The organism is Streptomyces phaeochromogenes (assembly GCF_001418655.1).
GTDB lineage: Bacteria > Actinomycetota > Actinomycetes > Streptomycetales > Streptomycetaceae > Streptomyces > Streptomyces phaeochromogenes.
The window spans coordinates 42,507-60,837 of the sequence record NZ_LIQZ01000303.1 but is presented as its reverse complement, the minus strand read 5'-3'; the positions used below and the strand labels follow the sequence as shown (position 1 = coordinate 60,837).

At 69.4% G+C, this 18,331-nt stretch carries 16 protein-coding genes; 7 read left to right on the top strand and 9 right to left on the bottom strand.

Translation table 11 applies throughout. The features are described from left to right. Nucleotides 1-26: 26 nt before the first annotated feature. The 6 genes from AOK17_RS34335 to AOK17_RS34310 form a co-directional block, all read right to left on the bottom strand. On the bottom strand, nucleotides 27-1,016 hold the full coding sequence (locus AOK17_RS34335) for a zinc-dependent alcohol dehydrogenase family protein (RefSeq protein WP_055616492.1): 990 nt from the start codon (nucleotides 1,014-1,016) through the stop codon (nucleotides 27-29). After that, entirely contained in the window at nucleotides 1,013-1,894 is an 882-nt protein-coding gene (locus AOK17_RS34330) for a carbohydrate ABC transporter permease (protein WP_055616491.1), read from the bottom strand. Before AOK17_RS34330 ends, AOK17_RS34335 begins: the two co-directional genes overlap by 4 nt. Beyond that, nucleotides 1,891-2,829 (bottom strand): carbohydrate ABC transporter permease, encoded by a 939-nt coding sequence (locus AOK17_RS34325; protein WP_055616490.1) that lies wholly within the window; start codon nucleotides 2,827-2,829, stop codon nucleotides 1,891-1,893. The genes AOK17_RS34330 and AOK17_RS34325 overlap by 4 nt, the downstream gene beginning before the upstream one ends. Next, on the bottom strand, nucleotides 2,826-4,196 hold the full coding sequence (locus AOK17_RS34320; protein WP_055616489.1) for an ABC transporter substrate-binding protein: 1,371 nt from the start codon (nucleotides 4,194-4,196) through the stop codon (nucleotides 2,826-2,828). Before AOK17_RS34320 ends, AOK17_RS34325 begins: the two co-directional genes overlap by 4 nt. 114 nt (nucleotides 4,197-4,310) lie before the next feature. Continuing rightward, a complete protein-coding gene (locus AOK17_RS34315; protein ID WP_055616488.1) occupies nucleotides 4,311-5,081 on the bottom strand; it encodes a DeoR/GlpR family DNA-binding transcription regulator in 771 nt (256 codons plus the stop codon). A 305-nt stretch (nucleotides 5,082-5,386) separates the two neighbouring features. Next, complete coding sequence (locus tag AOK17_RS34310; RefSeq protein ID WP_055616487.1) at nucleotides 5,387-6,211, bottom strand: NAD-dependent epimerase/dehydratase family protein; 825 nt, start codon at nucleotides 6,209-6,211, stop codon at nucleotides 5,387-5,389. A 282-nt stretch (nucleotides 6,212-6,493) separates the two neighbouring features. On the opposite strand from AOK17_RS34310, the gene AOK17_RS34305 reads away from it, so the two are divergent. Further along, nucleotides 6,494-7,435 (top strand): 5-dehydro-4-deoxyglucarate dehydratase, encoded by a 942-nt coding sequence (locus AOK17_RS34305; RefSeq protein WP_055616486.1) that lies wholly within the window; start codon nucleotides 6,494-6,496, stop codon nucleotides 7,433-7,435. Beyond that, nucleotides 7,432-8,601: a hypothetical protein gene (locus tag AOK17_RS34300; RefSeq protein ID WP_055616485.1), complete on the top strand. Its 1,170-nt coding sequence runs from the start codon at nucleotides 7,432-7,434 to the stop codon at nucleotides 8,599-8,601. The genes AOK17_RS34305 and AOK17_RS34300 overlap by 4 nt, the downstream gene beginning before the upstream one ends. Here AOK17_RS34300 and AOK17_RS34295 read toward each other — a convergent pair. Together AOK17_RS34295 and AOK17_RS34290 are read right to left on the bottom strand one after the other, a co-directional pair. Next, nucleotides 8,535-9,797: an MFS transporter gene (locus AOK17_RS34295; RefSeq protein ID WP_055616484.1), complete on the bottom strand. Its 1,263-nt coding sequence runs from the start codon at nucleotides 9,795-9,797 to the stop codon at nucleotides 8,535-8,537. The two genes, AOK17_RS34300 and AOK17_RS34295, sit on opposite strands and share 67 nt — an antisense overlap. Nucleotides 9,798-9,953: 156 nt before the next feature. Next, on the bottom strand, nucleotides 9,954-10,922 hold the full coding sequence (locus tag AOK17_RS34290) for an NAD(P)-dependent alcohol dehydrogenase (RefSeq protein ID WP_055616483.1): 969 nt from the start codon (nucleotides 10,920-10,922) through the stop codon (nucleotides 9,954-9,956). Nucleotides 10,923-11,094: 172 nt separating this feature from the next. On the opposite strand from AOK17_RS34290, the gene AOK17_RS34285 reads away from it, so the two are divergent. Further along, complete coding sequence (locus tag AOK17_RS34285; RefSeq protein ID WP_055616482.1) at nucleotides 11,095-11,697, top strand: TIGR03086 family metal-binding protein; 603 nt, start codon at nucleotides 11,095-11,097, stop codon at nucleotides 11,695-11,697. 13 nt (nucleotides 11,698-11,710) lie between these two features. Here the strand turns inward: AOK17_RS34285 and AOK17_RS49130 are convergent, their stop codons facing one another. After that, nucleotides 11,711-12,931 (bottom strand): toll/interleukin-1 receptor domain-containing protein, encoded by a 1,221-nt coding sequence (locus tag AOK17_RS49130; RefSeq protein ID WP_157881450.1) that lies wholly within the window; start codon nucleotides 12,929-12,931, stop codon nucleotides 11,711-11,713. A gap of 58 nt (nucleotides 12,932-12,989) precedes the next feature. Here AOK17_RS49130 and AOK17_RS34280 point away from each other — a divergent pair, with 58 nt between their 5' ends. From AOK17_RS34280 to araD, 4 genes are all read left to right on the top strand, one after another. After that, complete coding sequence (locus tag AOK17_RS34280; protein WP_157881449.1) at nucleotides 12,990-14,114, top strand: hypothetical protein; 1,125 nt, start codon at nucleotides 12,990-12,992, stop codon at nucleotides 14,112-14,114. A gap of 725 nt (nucleotides 14,115-14,839) precedes the next feature. Next, entirely contained in the window at nucleotides 14,840-15,496 is a 657-nt protein-coding gene (locus AOK17_RS34275; RefSeq protein ID WP_055616480.1) for a GntR family transcriptional regulator, read from the top strand. Continuing rightward, nucleotides 15,493-16,410: a dihydrodipicolinate synthase family protein gene (locus AOK17_RS34270; RefSeq protein ID WP_055616479.1), complete on the top strand. Its 918-nt coding sequence runs from the start codon at nucleotides 15,493-15,495 to the stop codon at nucleotides 16,408-16,410. Before AOK17_RS34275 ends, AOK17_RS34270 begins: the two co-directional genes overlap by 4 nt. Beyond that, nucleotides 16,407-18,209: an L-arabinonate dehydratase gene (gene araD / locus AOK17_RS34265; protein ID WP_245697553.1), complete on the top strand. Its 1,803-nt coding sequence runs from the start codon at nucleotides 16,407-16,409 to the stop codon at nucleotides 18,207-18,209. The genes AOK17_RS34270 and araD overlap by 4 nt, the downstream gene beginning before the upstream one ends. Nucleotides 18,210-18,331 lie beyond the last annotated feature (122 nt).

Genomic DNA, 18,331 nt, shown 5'->3' with positions numbered 1-18,331 from the left:
GTAGGGGCGGCGGGGGCGGAATCCCCCTACGGGACCACCACGATCTTTCGGCCGATGCCCGAGGCGAACTGGTCCAGGGCCTGGGGGTACTGGTCCAGCGGCAGGCGGTCGCTGATGAAGATGTCCGGGTCCAGGACGCCTGTCGCGAAGAGCTCAGCCGCCCGCTCGAAGCTGTGGAGGACGGCCATGGACCCGGTGATGGTGATCTCCTGGTTGTAGATGCGGTACGGATCGATCGTGACCCGGGTCGAGTAGTCCGCCACGCCGAACTGGAGGAACGTGCCGGCCTTGGCCACCCGCTCCAGGCCGTCCTGGATCGCCGCCGCGTTGCCCGTCGCGTCGACCACCAGGTCCCACCCCTGAGGCCGGTCCAGTTCGTCGGCCCCGGTGGCCGTCGCCGAGACGCCGAGCCGCGCGGCCGTTTCGAGCCGCTGCGGGTTGATGTCGACCACGTCGACGCTCGCCGCACCCGTCCGCTTCGCGAGTTCCAGCATCATCAGGCCCATGGTTCCGGAGCCGTAGATGAGGACGTGGGCGCCCAGGCGGGAGTTCAGTACGTCGTAGCCGCGGACCGCGCAGGAGAGGGGCTCGACGAGGGCCGCGTCCTGGGTGCGGATGTGCTCGGGGAGCTTGACGCAGTTCGCCACGGGGGCGACGGCGTACTGGGCCGCGCCGCCTGCCGTGGTGACTCCGATGGCCGCCCAGCGCTCGCAGAGGTTGTTGTGGCCCGTACGGCAGAACCGGCACTCGTAGCAGTAGAGGGAGGGGTCCACGGCAACCTGGTCGCCGAGTGAGAGCTCGGTGACCTGGGTGCCCACCCCGACCACCTCGCCCGCGAACTCGTGGCCCGGCACGATCGGCAGTTTGGGCGCGAACTCGCCCTGGAGTATGTGCAGGTCGGTGCCGCAGAGGCCGCAGGCGGCGACCTCGACGACGACCTCGCGGGGGCCCGGCGTCGGGTCCGGGACCTCGGCCACGACGGCACGGCCCACGGACTCGATGACTGCGGCCTTCATTTCACGGCTCCCAACGACAGGCCCTGGACCAGTTTGTCCTGGGCGGCGAACCCCGCGGCGAGCACCGGCAGGGAGATGACGAGCGACGCGGCGCACACCTTCGCCAGGAACAGGCCCTGACTGGTGATGAAGCCGGTGAGGAAGACGGGGGCGGTCTCCGCCACCACGCCCGTGAGGACCCGGGCGAACAGCAGCTCGTTCCAGCTGAAGATGAAGCAGATCAGGGCTGTGGCCGCGATGCCCGGCAGGGCGATGGGGGCTACGACCCGGGCGAGGATGGTGGGCAGTTTCGCGCCGTCTATCTGTGCCGCCTCGATGATGGCCACCGGGACCTCGGAGAGGAACGACTGCATCATCCACACGGCGATCGGCAGGTTCATCGAGGTGTAGAGGATGACCAGGAGCCAGATGTTGTCCAGCATTCCGGTGTTCTTGGCGAAGAGGTAGATGGGCAGGAGGCCCGCCACCACCGGGAGCATCTTCGTCGAGAGGAAGAAGAACAGGACGTCCGTCCACTTCTTCACCGGGCGGATGGAGAGTGCGTAGGCCGCGGGGAGGGCCAGGAGGAGCACGAGGAGCGTTGATACCAGCGATGCCACCGTCGAGTTGATCAGTGACGGCCAGGGGCTCGCGCCGCCGCCCGTGCCGAAGAACTCGCGGTAGCCGTCGAGGGTGAGCGCTGCCCCGAAGGACGGCGGATTGGTCGCCGCGTCCTCCTCGGAGTGGAAGGACGTCAGGGCCATCCAGGCGATGGGCAGGAAGAAGACGATCCCGGCCAGCCAGGCGACCAGGCCGAGGCCCCTTCCCCTGGGGCGGCGGGGGCCGGGGTGGCCGGACTCGGTACTACGGGGACGTACACGGATCGCGGTGGCGCTCATGCGCGGCCCACCTCCTCGCGGAACAGGGACGAGACCACGCGCAGCGCGAAGGTCGCGATGATGATCGAGCCGATGACGACCAGGACGCCGGCCGCGGAGGCGAGGCCGTTCTCGTGGGCCTGGTAGAAGCTCTGGTAGACGGTGTAGGGCAGGTTCGCGGTGCCCAGGCCGCCGGATGTGATGGTGAAGACCGCGTCGAAGTTCTGGACGATGTAGATCGAGCCCAGCAGGGCGCCCAGTTCGAGGTAGCGGCGCAGGTGGGGCAGGGTCAGATAGCGGAAGACCTGCCAGGGGCCCGCGCCGTCCACCTTGGCCGCCTCGATCTGCTGGTGGTCGCGGCTCTGCAGGCCCGCCAGCAGGATCAGCATCATGAAGGGCGTCCACTGCCAGATGAGGGACATCTCGACGGCGAGCAGCGGAGTGTTGGAGATCCAGTCCGGCTGTGGTCCGCCCACATAGTGCAACAACCCATTGAGCAGGCCGTATTCAGGGTTGTAGAGCACATGCTTCCAGAGCAGGGCAGCCGCCACGGGGACCACGAGGAAGGGTGCGATCAGGAGCGTACGGACCACACCGCGGCCCCGGAACTTCCGGTCCAGGAGGAGGGCGAGGCCCAGGCCGAGGATCAGGCTGGCCAGGACGACGGTGACCGTCAGCAGGATGGTCGTCCAGACCGACTTGCGCAGGGCCGCGTCGGTGAGGACCTCGGTGTAGTTGCCGAAGCCGGTGAAGCTTCGGGCGTCCGGGTAGAGGGAGTTCCAGTCGAAGAAGGAGATCACCAGCGTGGCCACGAACGGGAGCTGGGTCACGGCGATCATGAAGATCAGGGCGGGGAGGAGCGGGGCCCGGGTCGCCCAGGCGCGCATGCGGCCCGAGGGACGCTTCTCGGTGTGTACGGATGGTGCGGCTATGGGAGCCGTTGTTGTGGCGGTCATCGTCCCTCGTACTCCTCGGCGATCTCCTCGGCCAGCTTCTGGGACTTGTTCAGGGCCGACTCGACGGACTGGCGTCCGGCGATGGCCGCGCTGATCTCCTGCGAGACCTTGGTGCCGAGATCGGTGAACTCGGGGATGCCGACGAACTGGATGCCGGGCGCGGGCCGCGGCTGTACGCCGGGGTCGGTGGGCCTGGCGCCCTCGATGGCCTCCTTGGTCATCTCCTGGAAGGCGCCGGCCTCCTTGCGGTAGTCGGCGTTCGTGTACGTGGAGGCGCGCTTGCCGGCCGGGACGTTGGACCAGCCGATCTCGTCGCCGACCAGCTGCTCGTACTCCTTGCTGGACGCCCAGGAGACGAACTTCCAGGCCTTGTCGGGGTTCCGGGACGCGTCCTGGATGCCCCAGGCCCAGGTGTAGAGCCAGCCGGAGGAATCGGTCTTCTCGACGGGCGCCGGCACGTAGCCGATCTTGCCCTTGACCGGGGACTTGGCGGACTCCAGGGAACCGGCCGCGGACGTGGCGTCGTACCACATGGCGACCTTGCCCTGGGTCATGTTGTTGAGGCACTCGGCGAAGCCGGCCTGGGGTGCGCCCGCCTCGCCGTGGTCGCGGACGAGGTCCACGTAGAACTTCACCGCCCGTTCCCACTCGGGGGAGTCGAGCCGTGCCTTCCAGCTCTTGTCGAACCAGGTGCCGCCGAAGGTGTTCACGACCGTGGTGAGCGGGGCCATGACCTCGCCCCAGCCGGGCAGGCCGCGCAGACAGATGCCCTTCATGCCCGACTCGGCGCCGTCGGCCTTGGCCGCGAGGTCGGCCACCTGGGTCCAGGTGGGGCGATCGGGCATGGTGAGGCCCTTCGCCTCGAACACGTCCTTGCGGTACATCAGGAAGGACGACTCGCCGTAGAAGGGCTGTCCGTAGAGCTTGCCGTCGTCCGCGGTGAGGGACTGGCGCATGGGCTTGAGGACGTCCTGCTCGTCGTACGCCGGGTCCTTCGCGACGTACGAGTCCATCTCGTGCAGCCAGTCGTTCTTGGCGTAGATCGGTATCTCGTAGTTGGAGAGCGTCGCGACGTCGTACTGGCCGGCCTGGTTGGCGAAGTCCTGGCTGATCTTGTCGCGGACGTCGTTCTCCGGCAGCACGGTGAAGTTCACCTTGATGCCGGTCTCCTTGGTGAAGTGGGCGGCGGTGAGCTTCTGCAGCTCCACCATCTGCGGGTTGTTGACCATGAGGACATTGATGGAGTTGCCACCGGAGCCCGCTCCGCCCGCTCCGGCCCAGCAACCGGAGAGCAGCGGGGCGAGCAGCGTCCCTGCGGCGACCGCGACGAGCGTCGCGCGCGGCCTCCGTCGGCTCTGGGTTCGCATGGATCGCTCCTGGATTTTTCAGTACATATGGGATGGCGCGGGGAGTGTGGTGCCTCTGTAGTGGGTCAGTTGGCTTTTCGAACTCTTTGGGGGGACTGGGGTGCGGTCTCTGTTTCAGACCCGGATGACCTGGGGGCCCTGCATCGAGTAGCGGTGGGCCTCGGACGTGGGGAGGAAGGTGCTGGTGACGATCGCCTCCAGCGCACTGATCTCCGCGAACCGGCAGAAGCTCACGGCACCGAACTTGGTGTGCACCCCCGCGAACACCGTGCGCCGGGCGGCCCGGATGGCCTGTGACTTGACCTCGCTGACGGCCGGGTCGGGGGTGGTGAGGCCGTGTTCGCGCGAGATGCCGTTGGCTCCGATGAACGCCAGGTCGATGACGAACCCGGCGAGCATCTTCGTCGTCCAGTGGTCGACGGTCGCGAGGGTGCCGGGCCTGACCCGGCCGCCGAGCAGCAGCACCGTCGTGTTGTCGGCCTCGGCGAGCGCTCCCGCGGTGGCCAGGGACGCGGTGACCACGGTCAGCGGCCGGTCCCGGGGCAGTGATTCGGCGATGAGCTGCGGGGTGAACCCCTCGTCGACGAAGACCGTCTCGGCGTCCCCGAGCAGCTCGGCCGCGGCGGACGCGATCCGGCGCTTCTCGGGCACATGGCTGGTGGCGCGGAAGGCGAGCGTCGTCTCGAAGCCGGCGCTCTCCACCGGATAGGCGCCGCCGTGCGTACGGCGGACGAGTCCGTGGTCCTCCAGGGCGCGCAGATCCCGTCGTACGGTCTCCTTGGCGACGCCCAGCTCGGCGGCGAGCTCGTTCACGTCGACGGCGCCGGTGCGGCGGGCGCTCTTCACGATCTCCCGCTGACGTTCTTCCGCGCTCATGCCCGACACCCGCTCTCCGTGCTCACTGCCCGTTCGGGCCCGGTGGGGCCCATGGGGGAAGTTCTACAGCGGGTGCGCGCCACTGACCAGGTCTGTTGCGAGCCCGATGGCGCCCGTATGTGACCGTAACGAGCGACGGCTGCCCGTGCCGGACCTGCGATGGAGCGGAATTCGGGCAGTGGGCATGCCCGAAAGGCGGGGCGGGCGGGCCCGTTCGGTGCCCGCTCGCCCTGTGAGGCGGTCCTTGCGTGGTGGCCGGACGTGCCGGCGGTGGCCTGTGTGGCCGAACGGGATCCTTGGTCCGGGCGCGAGGGTCAGTACGGCCAGACCGGCGGGTTGGTCACGAAGTGGCCGCCCAGACGGGTGTGGTCCGGGTTCCGCGGGTCCAGCTCGCCCTGCTCGGCGATCAGCTTCTCGGCGTACTGCTCGGAGTCGTCCTGCGGCTCGTAGCCGAGCCCCCGGGCGGTGGTCAGGTCCCACCACAGGCGGGTGTTCGCGGAGGAGCCGTAGACGACGGTGTGCTCGACGTCCTCGGCGGTCAGGGCCGCGTGGAAGAGGCGGGCGCCGTCGCCGGGGCTCATCCAGACGGACAGCATGCGCACACTGGTCGGCTCCATGAAGCAGGAGCCGATCCGCACGGAGACGGTCTCCAGGCCGTGCTTGTCCCAGTAGAACTGCGCCAGGTCCTCGCCGAACGACTTCGACAGGCCGTAGAAGGTGTCCGGGCGGCGCGGGGTGTCGATGGGGATGAGCGTCTCCGGGGCGTGCGGCGCCTCGCCCTCGGGGTGCGGGGCATAGCCGACCGCGTGGTTGGAGGAGGCGAAGACGATGCGCGGGACACCCTCCTCGCGCGCCGCCTCGTACAGGTTGTACGTGCCCTGGATGTTCGCCTGGAGGATCTTCTCGAAGGTGGACTCCAGGGATATGCCCGCGAGGTGGATGATCGCGTCCACGCCCCGCACGGCCTCGCGCAGGGCCTCCTTGTCGCCGAGGTCCGCGGTGACCGCGCCCGGCTCGCCGTCGATCGGGAGCAGATCGAGGAGCCGCAGCTCGTAGCCGTAGGCGGGCAGCAGTCCTCGCATCAGGGTGCCGAGACCGCCGGCGGCGCCGGTGAGCAGAACGGTGCGGGGAGCGGGCATCCTCGGGTCTCCTTGAATCGGCAGCCGTCATCGTGTACGGCATTCACATCCGTGGACACGCTATGGATCGTCGACGGACCGCGTCAAGTGTCGCGCGCAGTGGTGGGATCCGCTCCCCTTCCGTGCTCTTTCTGCTCCCTTGTTGCTCCCGCAATGCATGTTGCCCCGCTTGACCGCCCCCAAGAGGGCGCCTTAGCGTGGAAGTGTTCAGGGATATGGACATGGATCAGAAACGTGCACGAGCCGGCGTGTGCGTGCATGCTCATGCTCTAGGGAGAGCCCGTGACGTCAGCCCCCCTTGCCAGTCGACTCAGTATCCCGAGCGGGCCGCTGTTCTTCCCCGTCACCGCGTACGACCGCGACGGAGCCGTCGACCTCGGCGTCTACCGCGAGCACGTCCGGCGGGGCGTCGAGGCCGGGGCCGCCGCCGTCTTCGCCTGCTGCGGAACCGGGGAGTTCCACGCGCTCACGCCCGAGGAGTTCCAGGAGTGCGTACGGGCGGCCGTCGAGGAGACGGCGGGCCGCGTCCCTGTCGTCGCGGGCGCCGGGTACGGGACCGCGCTCGCCGTGCGGTACGCGCGGCTCGCCGAGGAGGCGGGCGCGGACGGGCTGCTCGCCATGCCGCCCTATCTCGTCGTCGCCGGGCAGGAGGGGCTGCTGCGGCACTACACGGAACTGGCCGCAGCCACCTCGCTCGACGTCATCGTGTACCAGCGGGACAACGCCGTGTTCACGCCTGACACCGTCGTCTCGCTGGCCCGCGCCGAGGGGATCATCGGCTTCAAGGACGGGCTCGGCGACCTCGACCTGATGCAGCGCATCGTGAGCGCCGTGCGGTCCGAGTACCGGGGCGACTTCCTCTACTTCAACGGGCTGCCGACCGCCGAGCTCACCGGTCTCGCCTACCGCGGCATCGGCATCACGCTGTACTCCTCCGCCGTCTTCTGCTTCGCGCCCGAGATCGGCCTCGCCTTCCACCAGGCCCTGGGCTCCGGCGACGACGCCACCGTGAACCGGCTCCTCGACGGCTTCTACCGGCCGCTCGTCGAACTGCGCGCACAGGGCCGCGGGTACGCCGTCTCGCTGGTCAAGGCGGGCGTACGGCTGCGGGGGCTCGACGTGGGCGAGGTACGGCCGCCGCTGCACGAGCCTTCCGAGGACCACGTCAAGCAGCTCGCCCAGCTCATCGAGCGGGGCTACGCGCTTCTGGAGGAGAGCAAGTGAAGGCGTCGACCTTCGTCTATCCGTGGGACGTCAACGGCGACCCCGACGCGGCGGCCCGCATCGCCGGGCTCGGCGTGCGGCAGGCGACGCTCGCCTCCGCGTACCACTCCACGCGCGCCCTGACCCCCCGCCACCCCAGGCACCGCATCGTCACCGCACAGCACGCCTCCGTGCTCTACCCGACGGACGCCGCACGGTGGCAGGGCCGCAGGCTCCGGCCGTACGCCGCCGGGGACTGGGCGCCCGGGGACGCGTACGGGGAGGCCGCGTCGGCTCTCGCGGGGGCGGGGCTCGACGTGCACACCTGGGTGGTGCTCGCGCACAACTCCCGTATGGGCGTGGAGTTTCCGGACACCTCGGTGGTCAACGCCTATGGGGACCGCTATGCGTGGGCGCCCTGCGTCGCGCAGCCCGACACGCGCGCGTACCTCGTCGATCTGGCCGTCGAGGCGGCGATCAGGCCCGGCGCCTCGGGCACGGAGCTGGAGTCCCTCGGCTGGTACGGGCTCCCGCATCTGCACGCCCACGACAAGACGGCGGGCGTGGCACTCGGGGACGCCGGCACGTACCTGATGTCGCTGTGCTTCTGCCCCTCCTGTCGGGACGGCTGTACGCGACTGGGGCTCGACCCCGACGAGTTGGCCGCCTCGGTCCGGCGCGCCCTGGAGCCCGTGTGGCGGGGCGAGGCTCCCGTCGAGGGCTGGGAGGACGTGGAGAAACTGCTCGGCGCCGAGCTCGCGACGGCCACGCGCGCGTGGCGGGACTCGGTCGCCCGGTCCCTCCAGACGGAGGCCGTCCTCGCCGTACGCGAGGCCGCGCCGGAGGGGTTCCAGATCCTGCTGCACGCGGACCCGGTCTCCTACCGCGTCGGTGCGAACGTCGGTGTGGACCCCGGGCACATCCTGTCGGTCGCCGACGGAGTGGTCGTCCCGTGCGCCGCCGGGCCCGAGCCGCTGATCCCCTTCGCCGGGCAGGGAGTTGACGGGGCCGTACTGGCCGCCAACTTCACCGTGGTGAGCGGAATGGGCGGCCGTCCCGCGACGCTCGTCGAGGACGTGACACGGGCCGTCGAGCTGGGAGCCACCGAAGTGCGGCTGTATCACGCGGGGTTGGCGTCCGACGAGGACCTGTCGCTCGTGACGGAGGCGCTCGCGCGGCTCGGCTGAGTTCGGAGCAGGGGCACGACCGTCACGAGCCGTACGAGCCCGAGCACCGCCAACAGCACCCGGTGGTCGACGAGTTCGACCAGACCCGCGCCCAGTGCGAGGCCCACCGCGGTCGGGGCGAACAGCAGTGTGCTGGCGGTCGCCGTCGTACGGCCCAGCAGGGCGTCCGGTGTCTCGCGCTGGACCGCGGTGAGTGCCGCGATCAGTACGCAGGGGAGTCCGACGCCGACCGCCGCGGCCGAGGCGAGGACCACCGCGTCGTAGGGGAGCGCGCGGGCCGTCACGGCCACGGCGGTGAGCGCGATGCCGTATCCGGCGAACCGGCGTTCGCCCAGGCAGCGCAGGAGCGGGCCCGCGGCCAGCCCGACCGCCACCGAGCCGACGCCCTGGGCGACGTACAGGACACCCACGTACGCGGGGGAGTGGCCGAGGCCTTCCACCACCGCGTAGATCAACGCGCCGTTGACACCCGAGAAGAGCATGGTCGTGCCGCCCGCGAGGACCAGCGGGCGCAGGGTCGCGTGGCCCCACAAGTAGCGGGCGCCTTCCGCGGTTTGGGCGCGCCAGCCGCCCGGGGTGGAGGCCGTGAGCGGCTTGGGCTCGTGGACGCGCAGGAGCGTGTAGAGGCCCGCGGCCAGGGCGAACGTGACCGCGTCCAGGAGTGCGACGCGGGCGCCCCCGTACGCCGCGTACAGGCCCGCTCCGGCGAGCGGGGCGAGGAGTTTCATGCCCTCGTTGGCCGTCATGCGCAGGCCGTTGAAGTCGCCGAGGAACTGCTTGTCGACTGCCGTGGCCACCAGGGCCGACTCCGCCGCGTCGTGGACGACACCGGCCGCTCCGTAGACGAGGAGCACGGCGAAGAGGATCCACAGGGTGCCGGGGGAGTCGACGGCGAAGAGGAGCAACAGGAGTGCGGCCAGGCCCAGGTTCGTCCACACCAGCAGGGGCCGGCGGCGGGTGCGGTCCGCGAGGGTGCCGAGGGCCGGGCCGATCAGCGTGGGCGCCCAGAGAGCGAAGACGCAGAGGGCGGCCAGGCCGTCCGAGCCCGTCAGATCCTTCACCCAGATCCCGGACACCAGCCACATCGCCGACGAGCCGAACCCGGAGACCACGACTCCACCGAGATACAGACCCGCGTTGCGGTCTCGCAGGACACGGGTCACCGCCCATGTCCGCGTCCATGTCCTTGTCGTCATGCCTGGTCATCGTGGGGCTAAGGCCCAGGGCCGGGCATCGGGCAGGTGCCTTAGCGCGGACGCCGCGGGAGCGGCAGCGGGGTCGTCGGGATGAGGAGAAGCCCCGCCGGAGCCCCGCCGGGCCCTCGCACGGCTCCCGCCGGGCCCCCACCCGGTTCAGACGGTGAGGACGATCTTGCCCCGGGGATGGCCCTTCTCCAGATGGCGGAGGGCGTCGGCGGCCTCGGCGAGGGGGTACGTGCGGTCGATGGGCGGGGTGATCCTGTCCTGCTCGGCGAGGTCCTTGAGGGTCAGCAGGTCCTCGCGGCGCGCGACCGAGATGAGGTTGCGGAGGTTCTGGCCGACGAACGGTGAGAGCGTGACGGCCCGCAGGCCGCGGCTCATCCCGCCGAAGAAACTGGTCCCGCCCTCCCCGCCGACGATGACGAGGGTGCCGCGCGGAGTGAGGGCGCGGCGGAGGACGGGCAGGGGGCGAAGGCCCGCGTTGTCGACGATGACGTCGTAGCGGTGCGGGCCGTCGGTGATGTCCTCGCGGGTGTAGTCGATGACGTGCGAGGCCCCCTGGGAGCGTACGAAGTCCGCGCCCGTGGGGCCGCAGACGCCGGTGACCTCGGCGCCGTACATCGCGGCGAGCTGGACGGCGTAGCAGCCGACACCGCCGGAGGCGCCGATGACGAGGACCTTCTGGCCCGGCCGCGGACGGCCCTTGCCGCTGAGGGCCTGGAGGGCGGTCATGCCGGAGACGGGGAGGGCGACGGCCTGTTCGAAGGTGAGGTTGGCCGGTTTGGGGGCGATCTTCGCGGCCTTGGCGCGCGCGTACTGGGCGAACGAGCCCTCGCAGTTGCCGAAGACCTCGTCGCCCGGCTTGAACTCGATCACCTTCGCGCCGACAGCCTCGACCCGTCCGGCGCCGTCCCAGCCCCGTACCGGGTTCTTGGGCTTACGAAGTCCGAGGGCGACGCGCGCCACATACGGCCGGCCCGTCATGAGGTGCCACACCTCGGGGCCGACACCGGCCGCGCGGACCTCGACGAGCACCTCGTCGTCGCCGGGCACGGGGCGGTCGATGTCGCGCAGTTCCAGGAGGTCCGCGGATCCGTAGGCATCCTGAACGATCGCCTTCATGGTGTGGCTCCCCTTCGCGGTCCCAGAGTCCGGGTATCCCGGTTGCACCGAGCATCTCGACGGCTCGAACGCCTGACCAGACTCCTGGGCACGATCTTGGCGGCGGCAGCGATGAGTTTTCGTACGGCCGACGGTCTACCCCCTGAAGACCCCCCGACGAGAGGAGCCCGGCATGGGCGACGGCGGCACCACTCCCAGCATCCTTGACCTGGGGCCGCAGGCCCTGATCGTGGCGCGCCTCGCGGAGGAGGTGGGCGAGGAACAGCTGGACGCCGTGACGCCGTGTCCGGAGTACGCGGTGCGCCATCTGCTCGGGCATCTGGCCGGGCTGGCCACGGCCTTCCGGGACGCCGGGCGCAAGGACTTCGGCGCCACCACGGACACCGACCCCACCTCCCGGCTGCCGGACGTGACGCCCGGCTGGCGCGCCGAACTGCCCAAGGTGCTCGGCGAGTTGGCCGAGGCCTGGCGCGATCCGGCCGCGTGGACGGGCGAGACCCGGGCGGGCGGTGTGGACCTGCCCGGCGAGATCGCGGGCATCGTCGCCGCCGACGAACTCGTCGTGCACGGCTGGGACCTGGCCCGGGCGACCGGCCGGCCGTACGCCCCCGACGCGGCGGCCCTGAACGCGGCGTACGCGATGCTCGCCCCGACCGCGGGCGACCCCGACCGCGGCATCTTCGGCCCGGCCGTGCCCGTACCGGAGGGGGCGCCCCTGCTGGACCGGGTGATCGGGCTGAGCGGGCGGGACCCGGGGTGGGGGGCTGGTGGCTGAGTGCGCATACCGTTCATGTGCTGGCCCCCTGCGCCGTCGTCACCTCCAGGGTGAGACTGACCGGGTACTCAGAACTGATTTCCGTCACTTCCATGACGGCGCTGAGTCCTTCATCGGTTTTCACACAGAGGTGGGAACCCGGCGGCAATTCGTCAAGCGGGACGCTGCCCCGCAGATTATTCTGTTCTTTTTCCAACAGTGTTGCGCAGAGTGTCGGGTTAATGGCCGATTCGGACTCGACGAGGAGAATTCGAGGCTCATTGTCCGGAGTGTGCAGTCGCTCCGGCTCCAGAATTAGATCTGCCAGCCTGCCGGGGTTGCTCCGGATCTGAGGTTGGGTTCCATGTCCTGGATCCCCGGTGTCGATGTCGAGCTTGTCTTTATCGGCGGTAAAAGGGTTGTTGGATTCCTGCAACGTGAAGCGCTGGGCGTCAAGTGGTGACTTGTCCGGTTCAGGGCTTCGCGACGCGGAAGGGGATGCGGAATTCGATTTACGCACCAACTTTTCAATGCTTGGCGGAGCATCCACGCCGGCAGAGTCGTACAGCCAGTCGTTGGGATCCCGCTTTTCTCTGTCTGCGGAATGGGCAAGGAAAAAAATGAGCGCGATGAGTGCCCCAATGACAAAGACTGCGAAAGAAATACCCTGAGTGACCCTTTCTAAGCGGGCGAGCGGGCTGTCTCCGGAGTCCGTCTGGGCGGCGGATGGGGGGCCGTATTTCACACCCCTGGCGACCTGTGCGCCGTTCGGTGGTAAACGGGAATCCCGATCGCGCTCCTCGCTCCGGACTCTCTTGATGACTCGTTGCAGCTCTTTGGCCACCTCCACCCAAGCCTTCGCTGTGGCGTTTCCTCGCTCCGTCACGGGTTTATCGGAGGGGAACCATTGGATCTCACAGAGTGGGGATTCGTCGGCCAGGCAGAACGATGCCACCTTCACCGGAAGGATTTCACATGCGCCCGCTGCGTGACGCCTCAGCGCGTGCGGTACTTCCTCTTCCATGCAGAAGCGGGAGGCGATGAACTCAGGAGTCAGCAGAAGAACGATTACGTCTGCGCTCTCCAGATTCTTGAACAGTTTCTCCTTCCATGGCTGCCCGGGGGCGATTCCACGGTCGTCGAAGTATTCAATGCCATGCCGCACCATATCTGCGATGCTCGTCCGGAATTTCTCCCGATGGCGCTCATCTGCGCGCGCATAGAAGACTGCGATGCGAACGGGGTGTTCGGGCACGGTGTTTCCGGTCCTTCCCGGTGACTGAAAGCGGCCAAGCCAGGGAATACAACTCAGAGTGATCTTCAAGCATCACGCTGCGGCGAAGTGGGTGCATCACACTCGACGCCGTAGCGTACGGGACGCGGGGGGCTGCGTGGGGCCGTTGGTAGCCATTACTGGAAGTGTTGATTCCAGGAGGTCGTACGAACCGCCGGTGCGCGAACACGCGCGCGCGGCGGCCGCTGCCGAGGAACTGGGACGGGAACTCGCCGTCCAGGGCTGCCCGATCGCCGTGTACTCGGCTCGTGCCACCTTCGTCGAGGCAGCGGTCGTCGGCGGCTACGTCGCTTCGGGCCAGGCCCGACCAGGCTCGATTCACGTCCATGGCCGCTATGGACGTGACGACGGCTTTCCGGAGATCGAGGAGTTCAGAGAACTGTTTGACATTCGTCCGGAGGCGGCAGCGGATTGGGAGGTCGGCTACTACAGCTCTTTGCTCACGGTCGACGCGGTTCTGATCATCGGTGGTGGCAGGGGTGCCTTCGCCGCGGGAATGCTGGCCCTGTCGCGCCGCATAGCCTTGGCGCCGGTGGCGGCCTTCGGCGGAGCCGCCGAGAAGACCTGGCGCTGTTTCTCCAAGGAGCGCTGCTTCGCGAGCGAGGACGACCTGGCCCTCCTGGCCGCCCGATGGCATCCCGGCTCCGCCGCGGACATCGTCGCCTCGCTCATCGAGCAGCATCGCCGACGGCTCGACGAGCGTGAGGCGCTGGCCCGCAACCAGCGGCACGCCGACCGGCGTACGTCAGCGGGTCTGCTGATCGGCCTGGCCCTGCTGGTGCTCGCCCTTGCCGTCATACCGCTGTCCTACGCCCTGCAGCCCAAAACCGTCGGCAGCATCGCCACACTTGTGACTGCTCCCCTTCTCGCCGCCGTCTGCGGTGCCATCGTCCGCAATACCTTTGACGAGGAGCGCAATTGGCTGCGGACCACCGTCCTGGGAGCAGTGGCCGGAGCGATGACCTTCCTCCTGTTCGTCGCGGCGCAGTTGGTTGCGTCCCCGGACATCCTCAACGGAGAGGGCGCGCGCAGGCTCATCTTCTTCGTGCTGCCGGTGGCGTTCATCGGCGGTCTGACGTTCGATGCGGTCTTCGCGAAACTGAGGTCCGAGGATGCGACACAGACCGCGCCACTGGGCCGTTGACCGGCGGCGAAACCGTAAGCTTCCCGGTTGCTATTGACTCTCACCACCCTCGGCACCGCCTCCCCGCACCCCCGACCGGCGCTCCCTTGCAGCGGCTATCTCCTCAGTGGGGGTTCTTCGGGCGGCCCGACGAAGGCTCCCTGGGCGGAGTCTTCGAGTTCCGGGATCTGGAGGACGGGCAGGAGGCGCGGTTCGGCGGGCTCCGGCTCGCCGCGCATGCCGTCGTGCACGACACCGAGGTGTATGGGCTGCGAGCGGAGTGCGAGGGGCGGGTGCTCGTGGACTCCGGGGACAGCGGGCCGTGCGAGGGGCTCGTCGAACTCGCCCGGGGGCCGACTCGTTCCTCTGTGAGGCCGGCATCGCGAAGGCGAACAGGTTCATCTGACCCCTGAGGACGCCGGTGGGCTGGCCTGGTCCGCCAACGTGGGCGAGCTGATCGTGACCCATGTCGGCGCCACGCTCATCCAGGAAGTGGCCACCGAACGCGCCGCCGCCGTCTTCGGCGGACCCACCTCCATGGCTCGCGAAGGTGACACGAGGGCCGTCTGCGCGAGGGGTCTCCAAGCGGCCACGCCAACTTCTTTTGTCAGAAGCGTTGACGAAACTCTGGGGTGCTCCTACTTTCATCGCGTCGTACTTCGTACGTCATATATGAGACGCGATACGTGAGATCAGATACGCGAGCCCTCGATCCGTTGGGGGCTCCGTTACCCCGAGAGGCGCGCATGACCTCTGTGCCCACGCCGATCCCCTCCCGCACGCAGTTCGTGCTGGAAGGGATCAAACACCGCATCCTCACCGGGCAGTTGACCCCGGGACAGGCTCTGGTCGAGACCGAGCTCGCCGCACAGTTCGGGGTGTCCAAGACCCCGGTGCGCGAGGCGCTCAAGACCCTGGCCGGTACCGGGCTCGTCGTGATGAACCAGTACAAGGGCGTCACGGTGCGCATGGTGGACGCGGACATGGCGCGCGAGGTGTACGACGTGCGGCTGCTCCTGGAGCCGGAGGCGCTGCGGCGTTCCGTCCGGCGCGGCTCCTCCCTCGACACGGCGCGCGAGGCGCTCGAACGTGCCGACGCCGCCACCGACACCGCCCAACGCTCCCTCGCCAACCGCGAGTTCCACCGCTCCCTCTACGTCCGCTGCGGCAACCCGCTGCTCGGCCGGATGCTCGACGAGGTCCGTGACCAGGCAGCCCTGGTCTCCGCGGTCGCCTGGGCCGCCAACCCGTCCTGGGAGCGCGAGGCAACCGAGCACCGGGAGATCCTGCGGCTCGCCCTCGACGGCGACTCGGACGGCGCGGCGCGCGCCCTGCACTCGCACATCGCCTCGTTCGTGCAACGGGCCTTCCCCGAGGCCCAGGGAAAGGGTGAGCAGGAATGACCGCGACCACGACCGCGTTCGACGCCGGGCGGGCCGCTCTCGCCGACGTGGTGGCGATCCCCGTGACCCCGTTCGCCGAGGACGGCTCCATCGACCAGGAGGTCCACCGCGTCCTGCTGCGCCGGGTGCTCGACGGCGGCGTACGCATCCTCACGCCCAACGGCAACACCGGTGAGTTCTACGCACTGAGTCCCGAAGAGCGGCGCACGGTAACGGAGTTGACCATCGAGGAGGCGGGGGACCGGGCGACGATCCTGGTCGGTGTCGGGCACGACGTGCCGACCGCCGTCGCCTCCGCCCGCCACGCCCGCGAGCTCGGGGCACAGATGGTGATGGTCCATCAGCCCGTCCACCCGTACGTCTCGGAGGGCGGCTGGGTCGACTACCACCGGGCCATCGCGGAGGCGGTGCCCGAGCTGGGCGTCGTCCCGTACATCCGCAACCCGGTGCTCGCCGGCGCCCGGCTCGCCGAACTGGCCGACGCCTGCCCGAACGTCATCGGCGTGAAGTACGCCGTGCCGGACGCGGCCCGCTTCGCCGCGTTCGCGCGGGACGCGGGTCTTGAGCGCTTCGTGTGGGTGGCCGGACTCGCCGAACCGTACGCGCCCTCGTACTTCTCGGCGGGCGCGACGGGCTTCACGTCCGGGCTGGTGAACGTCGCCCCGGCCGTTTCGCTGAACATGATCGAAGCGCTTCGGTCCGGTGACTACGCGGGCGCCATGAAGGTCTGGGAGCAGATCCGCCGCTTCGAGGAGCTGCGCGCGGCCAACAACTCCGCCAACAACGTGACGGTCGTGAAGGAGGCCCTGGCCTCGCTCGGCCTGTGCCGCCGCGAGGTCCGCCCGCCGAGCAAGCAGCTCCCCGAGTCCGAACGGGCCGAGGTCGCCGCCATCGCCGCGGGGTGGTCCATATGACCGACGCCAACCCGACGACACCGGGCGCCGGCCCAACCACACCGGACGAGGGCGCCACCCCGGACGAGGGTCAAGTCCCGGACGCCCCACGGCAGTTGCGCAGCCACCAGTGGTACGGCACCGAGGGCCTCCGCTCCTTCAGCCACCGCGCCCGCACCCGCCAGCTCGGCTACCTCCCCGAGGAGCACCTCGGCAAGCCGGTCATCGCGATCCTCAACACCTGGTCCGACATCAACCCCTGCCACGTCCACCTCCGCGACCGTGCCCAGGCGGTCAAGCGGGGCGTGTGGCAGGCCGGCGGCTTCCCGCTCGAATTCCCGGTGTCGACGCTGAGCGAGACCTTCCAGAAGCCGACCCCGATGCTCTACCGCAACATGCTCGCCATGGAGACCGAGGAGCTGCTGCGCTCGTACCCGGTGGACGGGGCCGTCCTCATGGGCGGTTGCGACAAGTCCACGCCCGCGCTGCTCATGGGCGCCGCGTCCGTCGACCTGCCGGCGATCTTCGTGCCCGCCGGGCCCATGCTGCCCGGCCACTGGCGCAACGAGGTCCTCGGCTCCGGCACCGACATGTGGAAGTACTGGGACGACAAGCGCGCCGGGCTCATCGGCGACTGCGAGATGACCGAGCTGGAGAGCGGCCTCGCGCGCTCGCCCGGGCACTGCATGACCATGGGTACGGCGTCCACGCTGACCGCCGCCGCCGAGGCCCTCGGGGTCACGGTCCCGGGCGCTTCCAGCATCCCCGCCGTCGACTCCGGGCACGACCGGATGGCCGCCGCCTCGGGCCTCAGGATCGTCGAACTCGTCCGCAGGGACCGGAAGTTGTCCGACATCCTCACGGCGGACGCCTTCGAGGACGCGGTGACGACGGTCCTCGGGCTCGGCGGCTCCACCAACGCCGTGATCCACCTGATCGCCATGGCCGGACGCGCCGGAGTCCGGCTCACCCTCGACGACTTCGACCGGATCGCCCGTACGGTGCCGGTCCTGGCGAACGTACGGCCCGGCGGCCGGACGTACCTCATGGAGGACTTCCACTTCGCCGGCGGACTGCCCGGGTTCCTCTCGCGGATCACCGACCTGCTGCACCTCGACCGGCCGACCGTCTCGTACGACACCATGCGCGAACAACTCGCGTCCGCGCAGGTGCACAACGACGACGTCATCCGCACCCGCCAGAACCCGGTCGCCGCCGAGGGAGGCGTCGCCGTCCTGCGCGGCAACCTCTGCCCCGACGGCGCCGTCATCAAGCACATCGCCGCCGAGCCGCACCTGCTCAAGCACACCGGTCCCGCGGTCGTCTTCGACGACTACCGGACCATGCAACGCACCATCAACGACCCGGAGTTGGACATCACCGCCGACACCGTGCTGGTGCTGCGCAACTCCGGACCCAAGGGCGGCCCGGGCATGCCCGAGTACGGGATGCTGCCCATCCCCGACCATCTGCTGAAGCAGGGCGTCCGGGACATGCTGCGGATCTCCGACGCCCGGATGAGCGGCACGAGTTACGGCGCCTGTGTGCTGCACGTGGCGCCCGAGTCGTACATCGGCGGGCCGCTCGCCCTGGTCCGCACCGGCGACACCATCACGCTCGACGTCGAGTCGCGCGCGCTCCAACTCAACGTGGACGACGCTGAGTTGGAGCGGCGCCGGGCGGAGTGGACCGCGCCGCCCGAGCGCTACGAGCGCGGCTACGGCGCGCTCTACAACGAACAGATCACCCAGGCGGACACCGGCTGCGACTTCGCGTTCCTCGCGCGGCCGGGCAAGGTGCAGGACCCGTACGCGGGCTGAGGGACCGGCCCATCGGCGCCCTCTTCTGTCCGAGATCTCGAACGACGTATGTGAAGCGCTTCACCCAGTACTGCCCGGATAGCAAGCGCTTCCACGGAAGCGAAGAAACGAACAGAACGAGC